Origin of the sequence: Wolbachia endosymbiont of Dipetalonema caudispina (assembly GCF_013365495.1) — a bacterium.
GTDB lineage: Bacteria > Pseudomonadota > Alphaproteobacteria > Rickettsiales > Anaplasmataceae > Wolbachia.
Map to the genome: position 1 here is coordinate 850,972 of NZ_CP046580.1, position 12,456 is coordinate 863,427.

At 29.0% G+C, this 12,456-nt stretch carries 13 protein-coding genes and 1 other RNA gene; 9 read left to right on the forward strand and 5 right to left on the reverse strand.

Going from position 1 to position 12,456, the window contains the following annotated elements; translation table 11 throughout:
• Positions 1 to 41: 41 nt before the first annotated feature.
• From GOY14_RS03235 to lipB, 7 genes are all read left to right on the forward strand, one after another.
• Entirely contained in the window at positions 42 to 1,361 is a 1,320-nt protein-coding gene (locus GOY14_RS03235; protein ID WP_255419688.1) for a UDP-N-acetylmuramate--L-alanine ligase, read from the forward strand.
• Between the two features lie 5 nt (positions 1,362 to 1,366).
• Positions 1,367 to 1,507 carry a hypothetical protein gene (locus GOY14_RS03340; RefSeq protein WP_255419689.1) on the forward strand — a complete coding sequence of 47 codons (141 nt, stop codon included), beginning with the start codon at positions 1,367 to 1,369 and terminating at the stop codon, positions 1,505 to 1,507.
• A gap of 6 nt (positions 1,508 to 1,513) precedes the next feature.
• The gene (eno, locus tag GOY14_RS03240) at positions 1,514 to 2,779 is read left to right on the forward strand and encodes a phosphopyruvate hydratase (protein WP_175809832.1); all 1,266 of its coding nucleotides are present in this window, start codon (positions 1,514 to 1,516) and stop codon (positions 2,777 to 2,779) included.
• Positions 2,776 to 3,795, forward strand: coding sequence for an Obg family GTPase CgtA (gene cgtA / locus GOY14_RS03245; protein WP_175809833.1), 1,020 nt, complete (start codon positions 2,776 to 2,778; stop codon positions 3,793 to 3,795). The genes eno and cgtA overlap by 4 nt, the downstream gene beginning before the upstream one ends.
• 342 nt (positions 3,796 to 4,137) lie before the next feature.
• Positions 4,138 to 4,478: a transfer-messenger RNA gene (gene ssrA, locus GOY14_RS03250) on the forward strand.
• A 32-nt stretch (positions 4,479 to 4,510) separates the two neighbouring features.
• Positions 4,511 to 4,933: a ClpXP protease specificity-enhancing factor SspB gene (locus tag GOY14_RS03255; RefSeq protein ID WP_175809834.1), complete on the forward strand. Its 423-nt coding sequence runs from the start codon at positions 4,511 to 4,513 to the stop codon at positions 4,931 to 4,933.
• A 956-nt stretch (positions 4,934 to 5,889) separates the two neighbouring features.
• Positions 5,890 to 6,507 (forward strand): lipoyl(octanoyl) transferase LipB, encoded by a 618-nt coding sequence (gene lipB / locus GOY14_RS03260; protein WP_175809835.1) that lies wholly within the window; start codon positions 5,890 to 5,892, stop codon positions 6,505 to 6,507.
• Between the two features lie 391 nt (positions 6,508 to 6,898).
• Here lipB and GOY14_RS03265 read toward each other — a convergent pair whose 3' ends face one another.
• From GOY14_RS03265 to trmD, 4 genes are all read right to left on the reverse strand, one after another.
• Positions 6,899 to 7,696 carry a phosphoribosylformylglycinamidine synthase subunit PurQ gene (locus GOY14_RS03265; RefSeq protein WP_175809836.1) on the reverse strand — a complete coding sequence of 266 codons (798 nt, stop codon included), beginning with the start codon at positions 7,694 to 7,696 and terminating at the stop codon, positions 6,899 to 6,901.
• A 3-nt stretch (positions 7,697 to 7,699) separates the two neighbouring features.
• Positions 7,700 to 8,950 (reverse strand): PstA family ABC transporter permease, encoded by a 1,251-nt coding sequence (locus GOY14_RS03270; protein ID WP_175809837.1) that lies wholly within the window; start codon positions 8,948 to 8,950, stop codon positions 7,700 to 7,702.
• Positions 8,951 to 9,051: 101 nt separating this feature from the next.
• Positions 9,052 to 9,435 (reverse strand): 50S ribosomal protein L19, encoded by a 384-nt coding sequence (gene rplS / locus GOY14_RS03275; RefSeq protein ID WP_175809838.1) that lies wholly within the window; start codon positions 9,433 to 9,435, stop codon positions 9,052 to 9,054.
• Positions 9,432 to 10,121: a tRNA (guanosine(37)-N1)-methyltransferase TrmD gene (trmD, locus tag GOY14_RS03280; protein ID WP_175809839.1), complete on the reverse strand. Its 690-nt coding sequence runs from the start codon at positions 10,119 to 10,121 to the stop codon at positions 9,432 to 9,434. Before trmD ends, rplS begins: the two co-directional genes overlap by 4 nt.
• A 70-nt stretch (positions 10,122 to 10,191) precedes the next feature.
• Between trmD and purC the strand changes: the two genes are divergently transcribed.
• A complete protein-coding gene (gene purC, locus GOY14_RS03285; protein WP_175809840.1) occupies positions 10,192 to 10,914 on the forward strand; it encodes a phosphoribosylaminoimidazolesuccinocarboxamide synthase in 723 nt (240 codons plus the stop codon).
• Here the strand turns inward: purC and purM are convergent.
• On the reverse strand, positions 10,911 to 11,948 hold the full coding sequence (purM, locus tag GOY14_RS03290; RefSeq protein ID WP_175809841.1) for a phosphoribosylformylglycinamidine cyclo-ligase: 1,038 nt from the start codon (positions 11,946 to 11,948) through the stop codon (positions 10,911 to 10,913). The two genes, purC and purM, sit on opposite strands and share 4 nt — an antisense overlap.
• A gap of 134 nt (positions 11,949 to 12,082) precedes the next feature.
• On the opposite strand from purM, the gene GOY14_RS03295 reads away from it, so the two are divergent.
• The gene (locus GOY14_RS03295; protein WP_175809842.1) at positions 12,083 to 12,376 is read left to right on the forward strand and encodes a hypothetical protein; all 294 of its coding nucleotides are present in this window, start codon (positions 12,083 to 12,085) and stop codon (positions 12,374 to 12,376) included.
• The last annotated feature ends 80 nt before the right edge of the window (positions 12,377 to 12,456 follow it).

Here is a 12,456-nt window from a genome sequence, read left to right on the forward strand (position 1 = left end):
CTATAATAGATTTAGTAATAAGTAAACTTTTACATTAAATTATGAATGCTACTAAAAAAGAAACAATATATATAATTGGTATAGGTGGAATTGGAATGAGCGCAATTGCTGAAATCCTTCATAACTCCAATTATAAAGTTCAAGGCAGTGATATACAATCAAATGCCAATACATGTAGATTACAAAAATTAGGCATAAAAGTCTATATTGGTCATAATGCTAACAACATTATGCATTCCAAAATAATTATACATTCCTCTGCAATACAATCTAATAATATAGAACTAGTTACAGCAAGAAAGAGTAATAAAACAATTTTACAAAGATCAGACATACTTACTAAAATTATGAAAGATAAATATGTAATAGCAGTTTCAGGATCAAGTGGAAAAACAACAACAACTGCTATGATTGCTTCCATTTTAGACTACTCTAATAAACCTCTCTTTATCACTCAAGCAACTGATACTAGAAGCCAAGAAGAAAATTTAAATTCCAGCATTATGCTTCAAGATAATTTCAATACAGGAATTGATGCAACCGTAATTGTAGGAGGAATATTAAATTCCTATAAAAGTAATTCAAAACTTGGGAAAAGCAATATTTTTTTGATTGAAGCTGATGAATCTGATGGAACTATGCTAAGAATTCCTGTGAATATTGCTGTTATAACAAGCATTAATGATGATCACACAAACTATTATAAAACATTCAATAACCTTAAGAAAGCATTTTCTCAATTTGCAAATAAAGCCGACTTTGCAATTCTTCCTAATTCTGATTCCATAAACATTAATCATAATTTAAGTAATTTCATAACATTTGGGCTTGAAAGTGGGAATATTAAAGCCAATAATATTAAACAACATGCCGCCAACAGCATTAAATTTGATGTATTAGTAAACAATAACTACAAAATAAAGAATGTAATATTATCAAACACAATAGGAATACATAAAGTTATCAATGCCTTAGCTGCAATATCAGTTGCAATAAAATTAGGAATTAGCAGTAAAGAAATAAAAAAAGGCCTTCTAGAATTTAAAGGAGTAGTAAGAAGATTTTCTTTAATTGCTAATATTAAAGGTATTAAATTAATTGAGGACTATGCCCATAACCCCAATGAAATACAAGCAACTTTAACAGCAGCACGTTCAATTACTAAAAAAAAAGTGATAGGAATTATTGAACTATCTCGTTTTACTCGTATTTATAATTCTTTTGATGAATTTATACGAATTTTTATGATGTTTGATTATATTATTCTCACTCCTATTCATCCCCCAAAAGATAAACCCATTCCAGGTTGCAGAATTACTGATATAAAAAAAAACTATTCAGCAAAGGATTTAGTAATATAAAAATTATGAATAATGCTTCATTTATTTCATATTTCATCAGTAATTTGACAAACTCCGGTGATATAGTACTATTCATTGGTACTAGTAATAACATAGCTAAGTTAGCAAAAGAAATTGTAGTACTTATGTCAAAAGTAAAAGTTTAATATAATATGAATAAAGTAATTAACAATGTGCTTGCAAGAGAAATTTTAGATAGCAGGGGCTACCCAACCATCGAGGTAGAAATTGAACTCTGTGATGGAACAACAAGTCGAGCTTCTGTACCTTCTGGAGCTTCAATTGGCAAACTAGAGGCTTTTGAGATGAGAGATCAAGACAAAACGAGATATTGCGGTAAAGGAGTATTAAAAGCTGTTCAAACTGTAAACAAAGTAATAGCAAATGAAATTATTGGCATGGATGTAACAAACCAAAATGCAATTGACAAAACTTTAATTGAACTTGATAAGACACAAAACAAATCAAAACTTGGAGCAAATACAACCTTAGGAGTATCTCTTGCAGTTGTAAAAGCAGCAGCAAACAGCCTCAAAATGCCACTATATAAATATCTAGGAGGTGAACAAGCAAATGTTATACCATGTCCACTAATTAATATAATTAATGGAGGGAGACATGCAGATAACAAACTTGACTTTCAAGAATTCATAATTCTCCCTGTTGGAACTGAAACTTTTAGTGAAGCGATTAGAATATCAGCAGAAGTTTTTCACAATTTGCGCAATATCCTTAAGAAAAACGGCTATAGCACAAATGTAGGAGACGAAGGCGGTTTCGCACCCAATATTGAGAATATAGAAAAAGTACTTGATCTGATCATATATGCCATAGAATTTTCTGGTTATTCAATCTATAATCACTTTGCACTTGGTCTTGATATTGCTTCATCTACTTTTTATAAAAATAAAACTTACACAATTAAAAACAAAAAGTTCACCTCAAAGGAATTATTTGAGTATTATTTAAAACTTATAAAAAAATATCCAATAACCTCTATAGAAGACGCAATGAGTGAAGATGACCATGAAGGTTGGAAATTACTAACTGCAAAATTAGGGAAAAAAGTCCAATTAGTTGGAGACGATCTTTTTGTTACAAATTGTCAATTAATACGTAAAGGAATAGAAAAGAAAATGGCAAATGCTGTATTGATTAAACCAAACCAAATAGGAACATTAACAGAAACTTTAGCTGCTATTGAAATGGCAAAATCAAATGGCTACAAAGCCATCATTTCTCATCGCTCAGGTGAAACAGAAGACACAACAATATCTCACATAGCAGTTGCATTAAATTGTGGGCAAATAAAAGCTGGTTCACTATCACGCTCTGACAGGGTTGGAAAATATAATGAGTTAATTAGAATAGAAAACACACTAGGAAAAAATGCCAAATATTATCATGAGTTAGCATGAACTTTATAGACGAAGTCAAATTATGCTTAAAAGCAGGTGATGGCGGCAATGGCTGTGCAAGTTTTCGAAGAGAGAAGTTTATTGAATTTGGTGGCCCAGATGGCGGTAATGGAGGAAAAGGAGGAAATATAATTTTTGTCAGTGATGCAAACCTAAATACTTTACTTCATTTTCGTCATATAAAACATATCAAAGCAAATAATGGAAAAAATGGAGCAAACAGAAACAAATCTGGCATAGCGGGAAAAGATGTTATACTTAAAGTTCCAGTTGGTACACAAATAACTGACGAAGAAAGTGAAGAAGTAATAGTAGATTTTAATAAACCTGACATGAAACTTCAAATAGCACAAGGAGGAAAAGGTGGACTCGGAAATACTAATTTTAAATCCTCTATTAATAAAGCACCAAGACATTTTACTTATGGTAAACTTGGTGAAAAAAGAAACATAATATTAAAACTAAAAGTTTTATCAGATGTTGGCATTATTGGAATGCCAAATGCAGGCAAATCAAAATTTTTAACTCGTTGTTCAAATGCAAATACAAGAGTAGAGAATTACCCATTTACCACTGTTAGACCACACTTAGGCGTAGCGAAGATAGATAATAATAACAAAATTATAATGGCAGATATTCCTGGAATTATCGCTGATGCCCATCTTGGAGTGGGACTTGGATACAAATTTTTAAAACATATAGAAAGATGTAAAATTTTACTGCATTTAATTGATGTTACTCATGATGACGTCATTTCAGCTTATAATTGTACACACAATGAATTAAAACTTTATAATAGCAATCTTATCAAAAAGGAAGAAATTGTAGTATTAAACAAATGTGACTTGCTGCAGAAAGTAAAAATCTTAAAAAAAAGAAATTATCTAGCCAATTACCTTAATAAGGAGGTACTATACTTATCAAGTAATAGTGATTTACAGCCTATTCTCAAATTATTAAACAAAAAACTAAAAAAGAGCCACCCCAAAGAAAGTGATATATATAATCCATTTTAAAATACCATCTTACATTCAATAGTTATATAGATCATATATAGCAAAAAAAAATTAATACTCTAGTATTTCTTATACAAAGAACAGAACTTATATATAACTACTACATAAAAAAGATCTAGAAAAATGCAACTCCATATGGTAAAAATTAAACGTAATATAACAACATATTCTTCGAAAAAAGTATGTTTTATTACTAACCAAAATTTAAAATAAAAAAAACAAAAATAAACTCTAAGCTCTTCAATATCTTTACTATAAGTAAAACAATATTAAATAAGCAGACAAAATAATTTTCATGGTAGAGTTAAACCTTATTTACATCATAATTAACTTAAAGTGAAATACCTTGAAACTTACTTAATATTACTATATAATGAATACGTGTTTTGTACACTATAGCAATAAAATTACTTTGTAATAGATGTATTGGACCCGAGGGCAGTGCTCGGCACCTCCACTATTATTTTTATTATTTACACGAGGGGGTGAACAAGTATCGACATACATAGTAAAGATAGTAACTTTGCTCGGTTAGATACCACCGTTAAGAGTTTATAATTTAAATGCAAATGATAATTTTGCTGCCGACAGTAATGTTATAACATCAGCTGCTTAATCTCAAGCACTGTAATTTCATTACTATAAGCACGGTTAGGGAACGCCGGGTAACAGAAAGTTCCCTTTAAAAAGTAAAAACATTAAAAGTAAAAATTATATGGATAAGATAGACTGCAATAAATCACTCAATTTAGCAAAATTTCAAGTCATTAAAAAAGCTTTAGATACTATATCGAACAATGATTTTACACCCCATTTAGAGATACTATTTTCTACATGTTCTAATGGTGTCATTGTACCAAATTACCTAAAAAAGTCATATCCTACTCAAATGCTTATCATATTACAACATCAATTTTATGGATTAAAAGTTTTCGAAGATAAGTTTAGCGTCGAATTATACTTTCATGGAAAACAAGAACAAATTACTGTATCATTTTTTGCCATCAGTAAGTTTTATAATAAAACTTCAGGAGATATTTTGATATTTGATAAAATTAATATTGACTCTAACAAAAAACATATTAAAAAATTAATGAACGGTAATATTATATCCATAGATCAACTACGAAATAAGTAATACTAAAATTAAGTTTTATAATACATTAAAAAAAATATATTATCGCCAGATAACAAAACAATTCTACATTAGATTAGAACATTATGGAAAAAAGCACAATATTTCCTCTCATTAAGATATATTCAACACATAATAAATTAAAAGCTGAAACAGAGTACTCACTATCCAGCACTCAAAGTCATTAAAACTACCATCAACTTATTTCCAACTCCCTAAATAACTACACAATTGTATTCTCAAAATGAGAACCTAAAGATATTGTTTCAACAATCCCTATCATTCATCCCAACTTTTGCATTAACACCTTTTTTTTCGTCTACTTTACAAATATTCACTGATCTCACACATACACATCTATTTTCAATCAACACAACTCATCTACTAAATAATCCATATAAATCAACTCAAGATAAAGGCTTTGTGTCAACTATAAGAAGATATTAAAGTCAGCTAACTAATGTAGGTAGCCATTTTAATTTAATTACCATTAACACAATATCATCTAATAATCAGAAATTATAACTCTCTAATAAACTATCTTTAAAAGATAAAATAAGAACACCATAAATTATATTATCTGCAATATAATTGCAGATAAAAAAAATAACTCCTTTATATATTTTTTTCTCTTTAAAAAAAAACTTGTATCATTATAAAAATTAAATTTTAAAAAAATAAAACTACCCTAAAATTAATATATACTTAATAATCAATATTACTAAAAAATAGTAAGCATATATATAACATACAAGATATTATAATTTCAGTTACCTTTTAATCACTATAGTAAGATCTAATCTTAATACAGATCTAATTTCTCTACTTAGCTTTAATAAATCATTACTTTAATATAACAACTCCTTTATGTTCAACATCTTAGTATACTTATCTACTTCTACTAACTAAATTTTGAACTTCAACATTGAAGTTATATAATAATATAAATTAAAATAAATATGATAGAATGGCTAATATGTGATCAACTTATCGAGTATAAATGTGCCATAAAGTTTATGGAGACAAAAATTCAAAAAATTTATAATAATTTATCCAATGAATTAATATGGCTACTTCAACACCCTTCAATATATACAGCAGGAATCAGTGCAACAAACGATGAAATTATTAAAAAATTATTTCCTGTGCATAAAACAAATAGAGGTGGCAAGTACACATATCACGGACCAGGACAACGCATTATATATTTAATGTTAAATCTTAAAAAAAGAAATAAATGCGATATAAAACTATATATCAAGGATTTAAGTAAGTGGATCATAAATGTTCTAAAGCACTTTAATATAGTTGGAAAATTTAAAGAAGATAAAATAGGCATTTGGGTAAACAATAATGGAGTAGAAGAAAAAATAGCAGCTTTTGGCATTCGTTTAAGAAAATGGATAACATATCATGGTATAGCACTCAATGTCTCCCCAAATCTTTCTCACTACAAAGGCATTATTCCTTGTGGACTAAAAGATTATGGTATTACATCAATGGAAAAATTAGGAATAAAAGTTCAAATGACAGAGTTAGATTTAATACTAAAAAAAGAATTTTATAAAGTATTTTAATATATTTCATTACCATTTACTCTTTACCCTGCATTATATATCAACTCTACAATATAGATAATATTATTTCTCACTTTCCAAAAAAAAAGCCAGATTTCAACCTATAAAAATAGCATAAGCTTTCATTTTTACTACCATCTCTTTAAACAAAATATAGTAATTAACATTCTTTATTAATCTTTTACAAAAAGAAAGTAAATGATTGAATAATGAAATCTGACAATACTAAAACAATTCGGTTTTACTTAAAGAAAGTACCAATTTCTATCACCATCCATAATTAAAAGGATTAAATGCACATATAATCTCTTCATTTTCCCCAATATTTATAATCTTACGCTCAAGAAAAAATATTTTGTACAATGCACAACATAAATCTCCATAAATTACCCTAATAAAAATACTTCAATGCATTCTCAAATACAAACATTCCATCACCATATTTCGGCATAGTGAATTTTAAACGCTTGCATCTTTCTTTCTCAAACGGCCAGTTATCCTGTTGAGTAAAAAATATTCCTCTCTCTGGATGAGGCATTAAAGCCAACACTTTACCATTTTTACTTGACAAAGCTGCTACATCATATAAAGATCCACTTGGATTATAAGGAAACTGTAGATTAGCATAGTTACCATTCTCATTGATATAACGCAAAGCAACAAAATTGTTTTTTATCAACTGGCCTAAAGCATTTTGATCCATAAAAAACTTACCTTCTCCATGAGCAACAGGAAGATATAACTCACCTAAACCATGTAACCAAACAGAATTACTATGTGAATTAACTTTAACTCTAATCCAACGACATTGATAATTACCTACATCATTACGTATTAAAGTCAAGTTAGAGAATTCTGGAATCAACTTTACTAATATCTGACAACCATTACATATCCCCATAACAAGCTTGTCCTGAGATAAAAAATCTTGAAATTCATTCAATAAATTATTCTTAATACGTAAAGCAAAGGCATTACCAGCACCAGTATAATCACCATAAGAAAACCCTCCTGGAATTACAAGTATATTACTTAACTTTAATTCACCTGGATTACATATAATTTCATTAATATGAACAATTTTCACCTCTACACTACTCATACCAAGCTTTTTACTACACTCTACAAATGCAAACGCAGTTTCTTTTTCACAATTTAAGCCATAACCAAATAAAACAATAATTTTCATGAATCAAAAACTAAAAAACTCAAATTTCCTTTTTACAAAATTAGCCACTAAATTTAAAACAAATAATATTATTAATAAAGCTATAATTGCAATAGCTGCAAGTTCAATAAATGCAATTTCAGGACTACTTGACCATATATATATTTGTACAGGCAAAACAGTTGCTGGATCAGAAAATGACATAGGTGTATCAGCAACAAATGCTACCGTACCTACCATAAGCAAAGGAGAAGATTCACCCAAAACTCTTGCAACCGCAAGCATAGTACCGTGTATTATCCTTGGCAAAGCAATTGGCAAAGAATGATCCAATGTTACCTTAATGTGAGATGCTCCAAGAGCAAAAGCTGCAGCTTTTATTGTAACAGGTACACTAGCAAAAGCATTTTTCGTTATAATTATAATATTAGGTAACATCATAAATGAAAGAGTCATTCCACTAACAAGAGGCGAAGAACGAGGCAGTTTAAATATACCAAGATAGAGAGTTAAGCCTACTACACCAAATATTATTGAAGGCACTGCAACAAGATTGTTTATACTAACCTCTATAATATTAGTCATCATACTATTCTTTGACATAAACTCATGAAGACAAATACCTGACATAATTCCTATTGGTAATGCTAAAACTAAACATACAATAATCGTCATCAAAGAGCCAGCAAATGCCCCTAAAATACCTGCATTTTCAGGTTCACGAGAATCAGATTTAAGAAATAAAGACTTATTAAAGAATTTTTTTACCCTTTTTTTTTCTTTTAACCAGTTAAGCAATTTAACATAACGATCATTAAAATATTTATTTTTATTGATTGAATTAATTATACTTGATGCAGTAAACCATATTTCATACATCCCATCATACTTTACTTTTTCATGAAAAAAGTTTTCTAGTTCTTTGTAAGAACTACGACTCAAAATTTCATCACTATTTTGAAAATCAGTACCTTTAAGTACCTTATGCAAAGAGTCATTAAGTAACTCAATATATTTATACCTCAAATCACTAGGATTATTTACTAAAGAAAAATCAGAACTTATCTCTATTGGTAACAAAATCTTTGTTATTGTTAAGGCACTATAAGAGTTAACTAATATACTAAGCAATATACATATAGGACAACCAAGCGAAATAACTAATGTTATAAAAGAACAAAAATATAATGTTCTATTTCTTTTATTCTTTCTTTCTATACGAGCGTGTACACGTCTAGACTGAAGAAGCTTAAGAAATTTTGTCTTTATACTCATTTTACAACTAGCTCAAATGAGACTTTCCACTTTATTAAATATCAATATCCTCCCCATCATCTCAGTACTTATATTACCATATAGTTCTATACTAAACCTCACTAATACTTATTACCCTTACCACTTTTATAAATAGCACGCTCCTTTATTCTTGCAGCCTTTCCAAATAGTTTACACAAATAATATAACTTTGCTCTACGGACCTTTCCCCTCCTAATAACTTGTACTGAAACTAACATAGGAGAATAAATAAAAAATTGTGATACTATACTTTCTCCATAACTTACTTTTCTAACTACAAATGAAGAATGCAATCCACAACTTTTCTTAGATATACATACCCCTTCAAAAGTTTGAATACGTTCACCAGAACTGTCAATTATCTTAAAAACAACCTTTAAATCATCACCTGAACGAAATTTTGGTATCTCCTTAGTTAACGTTTTGATTTGTTTTTTGTTAAACTCTTCAAGTAAATTTATCATTTATTTCCATCCAATAATTCAGGTCTACGTCTCTCTGTTATAACCTGAGACTGTCTCTGTCTCCAATCACATATTTTTTTATGATTACCAGATAATAAAACTTCAGGTACTTTATGTTTTTTCCATTGTCTAGGCCTAGTATATTGAGGATACTCAAGCATACCACTATAACTAAAACTTTCCTCAGCAAGACTATCAGAGTTACTCACAACACCAGGAAGAAGCCTAATACATGTATCAAGAATAACCATTGCAGCTGGTTCCCCACCTGAAAGAATATAATCTCCAATACTCAATTCATAAGGAGTATACTCATCAATTACTCTCTGGTCAATACCTTCGAACCTACCACATAATATTGTTATATGAGGAAAATTTATTAATTCTCTTGCAATGCTCTGATTAAATTTTTTACCAGATGGAGTCATATAAATAAACTTAGTATTTTTATGAGCAGAAAGAACACTATCAACTGCACTACCAATAACATCAGGACGCATAACCATCCCTGCTCCACCTCCATATGGAATATCATCTACTGTTAAATGCTTATCTTTAGCAAAAAAACGCATATTTACTACTTCAAGATTCCATACCTTTTTCTCTAACGCTTTCCTAGCAAGAGAATAATTCAAAAAACCAGGAAACATCTCTGGAAATATAGTTAATATTATAACATCAAACATCTTTACAAATTTATAGCAAACTCTAAATAAAAAGTGACATAATATTCATAATAAATATAGCAAATTATCTATGATACTAAACAAAATAATATACGAAGGTAAAACTAAATCCATTATCAAAACCAAAGACCCATTCACTGTTATACAATATTTTAAAGATAACATCACAGCGCTTAATAAAAAAAAACATGAAGTCATTGAAGGTAAAGGAATAGTTAATAATCTCATTAGTGCTTTTATAATGAAAAAACTTAAAAAAATAAAAATTAGTACACATTTCATAAAAATCCTAAATAAAAGAGAACAATTAGTTAAAAAATTAAAAATTATTCCTCTTGAAATAGTAGTAAGGAACATTACAGCAGGTAGCTTCTGCAAGCGCTTCAACATAAAAGAAGGAGAAATGCTCACACCATCTATAATAGAGTTTTTTTACAAAGATGATAATTTAACTGATCCAATGGTAAATGAAAACCATATAACATATTATGGGTGGTTATCTCGCAAAGAAATAGAAGAAATTAAGATCACATCTTTAAAGATTAATGCATTTCTAACAAATCTATTTTCAAGTGCAAAAATAAATTTAGTTGACATCAAATTAGAATTTGGAAGATTAATAAATAACAACAACAAAATTATCTTAGCTGATGAAATAAGCCCCGATAATTGTAGACTATGGGACAAAAACACACAAGAAAAATTAGATAAAGACATCTTCCGCTTAAGCTTAGGAAACATAAAAGAAGCATATCTAAAAGTTGCAAAAAGATTATCAATAAAATTAGATTAGCTAAACACCACTTTATTGAATGAAGAATTACATGCCTCATTAAGTCTTCCAATAATCCCAATCTTTTCTTCACGCTCTAGAAAATAATTTTTTATATTTTGTATATTCTCAGAATCCACGATTAGTATCATGCCAACACCACAATTAAATGTCCTTAACATTTCTTCCTTTCTTACCTTACCTTCTTCTGCTAACCACAAAAATACATCTGGCCATTTCCAAGAGTTAGTGTCTATATCTGCAAATAAATTTTCTGAAATAATTCGTGGAATATTATCTACCAGACCACCACCTGTAATATGTGCAATACCCTTTACTTGAGACATAACAGGCAATAAAGAATCAACGTATATTTTTGTAGGCTCAAGTAATACTTCTCCCCAAAGCTGGCTATTCCACGGAGATAAATCATTATAGCTTATACCTAAATTTTTAAAAATACAACGTATCAAAGAAAATCCATTTGAATGAATTCCACTTGATTCTAAACCAACTATATAATCACCAGCTTTCATTTTACTACAATTTGGAAGAATCTGGCTTTTACCAATCATCCCAACTGCAAATCCTGCAAGGTCATAGTAATTACCGCTATACATTCCAGGCATTTCAGCAGTTTCCCCACCAACTAATGATATCTTAGCTTGTTTACATCCTTCTATAATACCATAAATTATCGAAAGAAAAACATCCTTACTCAAAATACCAGTCGCAAAATAATCTAAAAAAAATAAAGGAATTGCTCCCTGTGCAAGTAAGTCATTTACACACATAGCAACTAAATCTATACCTATGGTATTATGTTTACTTATTTCTTGAGCTACTAACAGCTTTGTACCTACTCCGTCAGCAGAAGAAACTAACACAGGATGATCACATTTTCTAACCAATTCAGCAAAATCAAACAGAGCAGAAAATGAACCTACCTCACTAAGCACTTCTTTTTCCTTAGTTTCCTCAATAATATGCTTAATTTTCCTTATCAACTTATTATACAACTTAAGATTTATTCCTGATTCAAAATAAGTACTCATAACTCTTCTGTAAATTCCATAGTTATTAAAACTATATTAATAAACCACCACAAAAAACACAACAAAAATTCCTCTTAATTGACTATTGTGTATTTATCAATATAGGTAACTTAAATCATTTACAACTATACCTAATGAATAAAAACATCAAAGATGTATTGCTAATAACAGAGTTACTATCAGGAAGACTGCTGCATGACTTTGCTAATTCTATGAATGGAATAATACTTTGCTTAGAAGAGTTCGAAGAACAAGACAAAAATAGTAATACTATGTGTAAAAAAATATTATCATTACTGAGAGAAAGCTCTGATGATTTAATAAATAAACACAAAATCATGAAACAAGCATATTCTTCTTCAGCAGATAACTATAATTTTGATCAAACTAAATCTAACATTAAAAATTACCTATTAAAAAAAAAGTAAAATTCACTTGGGAGATAGATGAACACTCTATAAAAGATAGAGAAGATTTAACTGAAAAAATAAATAAAATAATTTCCAAT

What these genes read in the sequence shown, in the direction of transcription:
- GOY14_RS03235 (WP_255419688.1), top strand. Translation starts at nt 42, where the DNA reads ATGAATGCTACTAAAAAAGAAACAATATATATAATTGGTATAGGTGGA.
- GOY14_RS03340 (WP_255419689.1), top strand. Translation starts at nt 1,367, where the DNA reads ATGAATAATGCTTCATTTATTTCATATTTCATCAGTAATTTGACAAAC.
- eno (WP_175809832.1), top strand. Translation starts at nt 1,514, where the DNA reads ATGAATAAAGTAATTAACAATGTGCTTGCAAGAGAAATTTTAGATAGC.
- cgtA (WP_175809833.1), top strand. Translation starts at nt 2,776, where the DNA reads ATGAACTTTATAGACGAAGTCAAATTATGCTTAAAAGCAGGTGATGGC.
- GOY14_RS03255 (WP_175809834.1), top strand. Translation starts at nt 4,511, where the DNA reads ATGGATAAGATAGACTGCAATAAATCACTCAATTTAGCAAAATTTCAA.
- lipB (WP_175809835.1), top strand. Translation starts at nt 5,890, where the DNA reads ATGATAGAATGGCTAATATGTGATCAACTTATCGAGTATAAATGTGCC.
- GOY14_RS03265 (WP_175809836.1), bottom strand. Translation starts at nt 7,696, where the DNA reads ATGAAAATTATTGTTTTATTTGGTTATGGCTTAAATTGTGAAAAAGAA.
- GOY14_RS03270 (WP_175809837.1), bottom strand. Translation starts at nt 8,950, where the DNA reads ATGAGTATAAAGACAAAATTTCTTAAGCTTCTTCAGTCTAGACGTGTA.
- rplS (WP_175809838.1), bottom strand. Translation starts at nt 9,435, where the DNA reads ATGATAAATTTACTTGAAGAGTTTAACAAAAAACAAATCAAAACGTTA.
- trmD (WP_175809839.1), bottom strand. Translation starts at nt 10,121, where the DNA reads ATGTTTGATGTTATAATATTAACTATATTTCCAGAGATGTTTCCTGGT.
- purC (WP_175809840.1), top strand. Translation starts at nt 10,192, where the DNA reads ATGATACTAAACAAAATAATATACGAAGGTAAAACTAAATCCATTATC.
- purM (WP_175809841.1), bottom strand. Translation starts at nt 11,948, where the DNA reads ATGAGTACTTATTTTGAATCAGGAATAAATCTTAAGTTGTATAATAAG.
- GOY14_RS03295 (WP_175809842.1), top strand. Translation starts at nt 12,083, where the DNA reads ATGAATAAAAACATCAAAGATGTATTGCTAATAACAGAGTTACTATCA.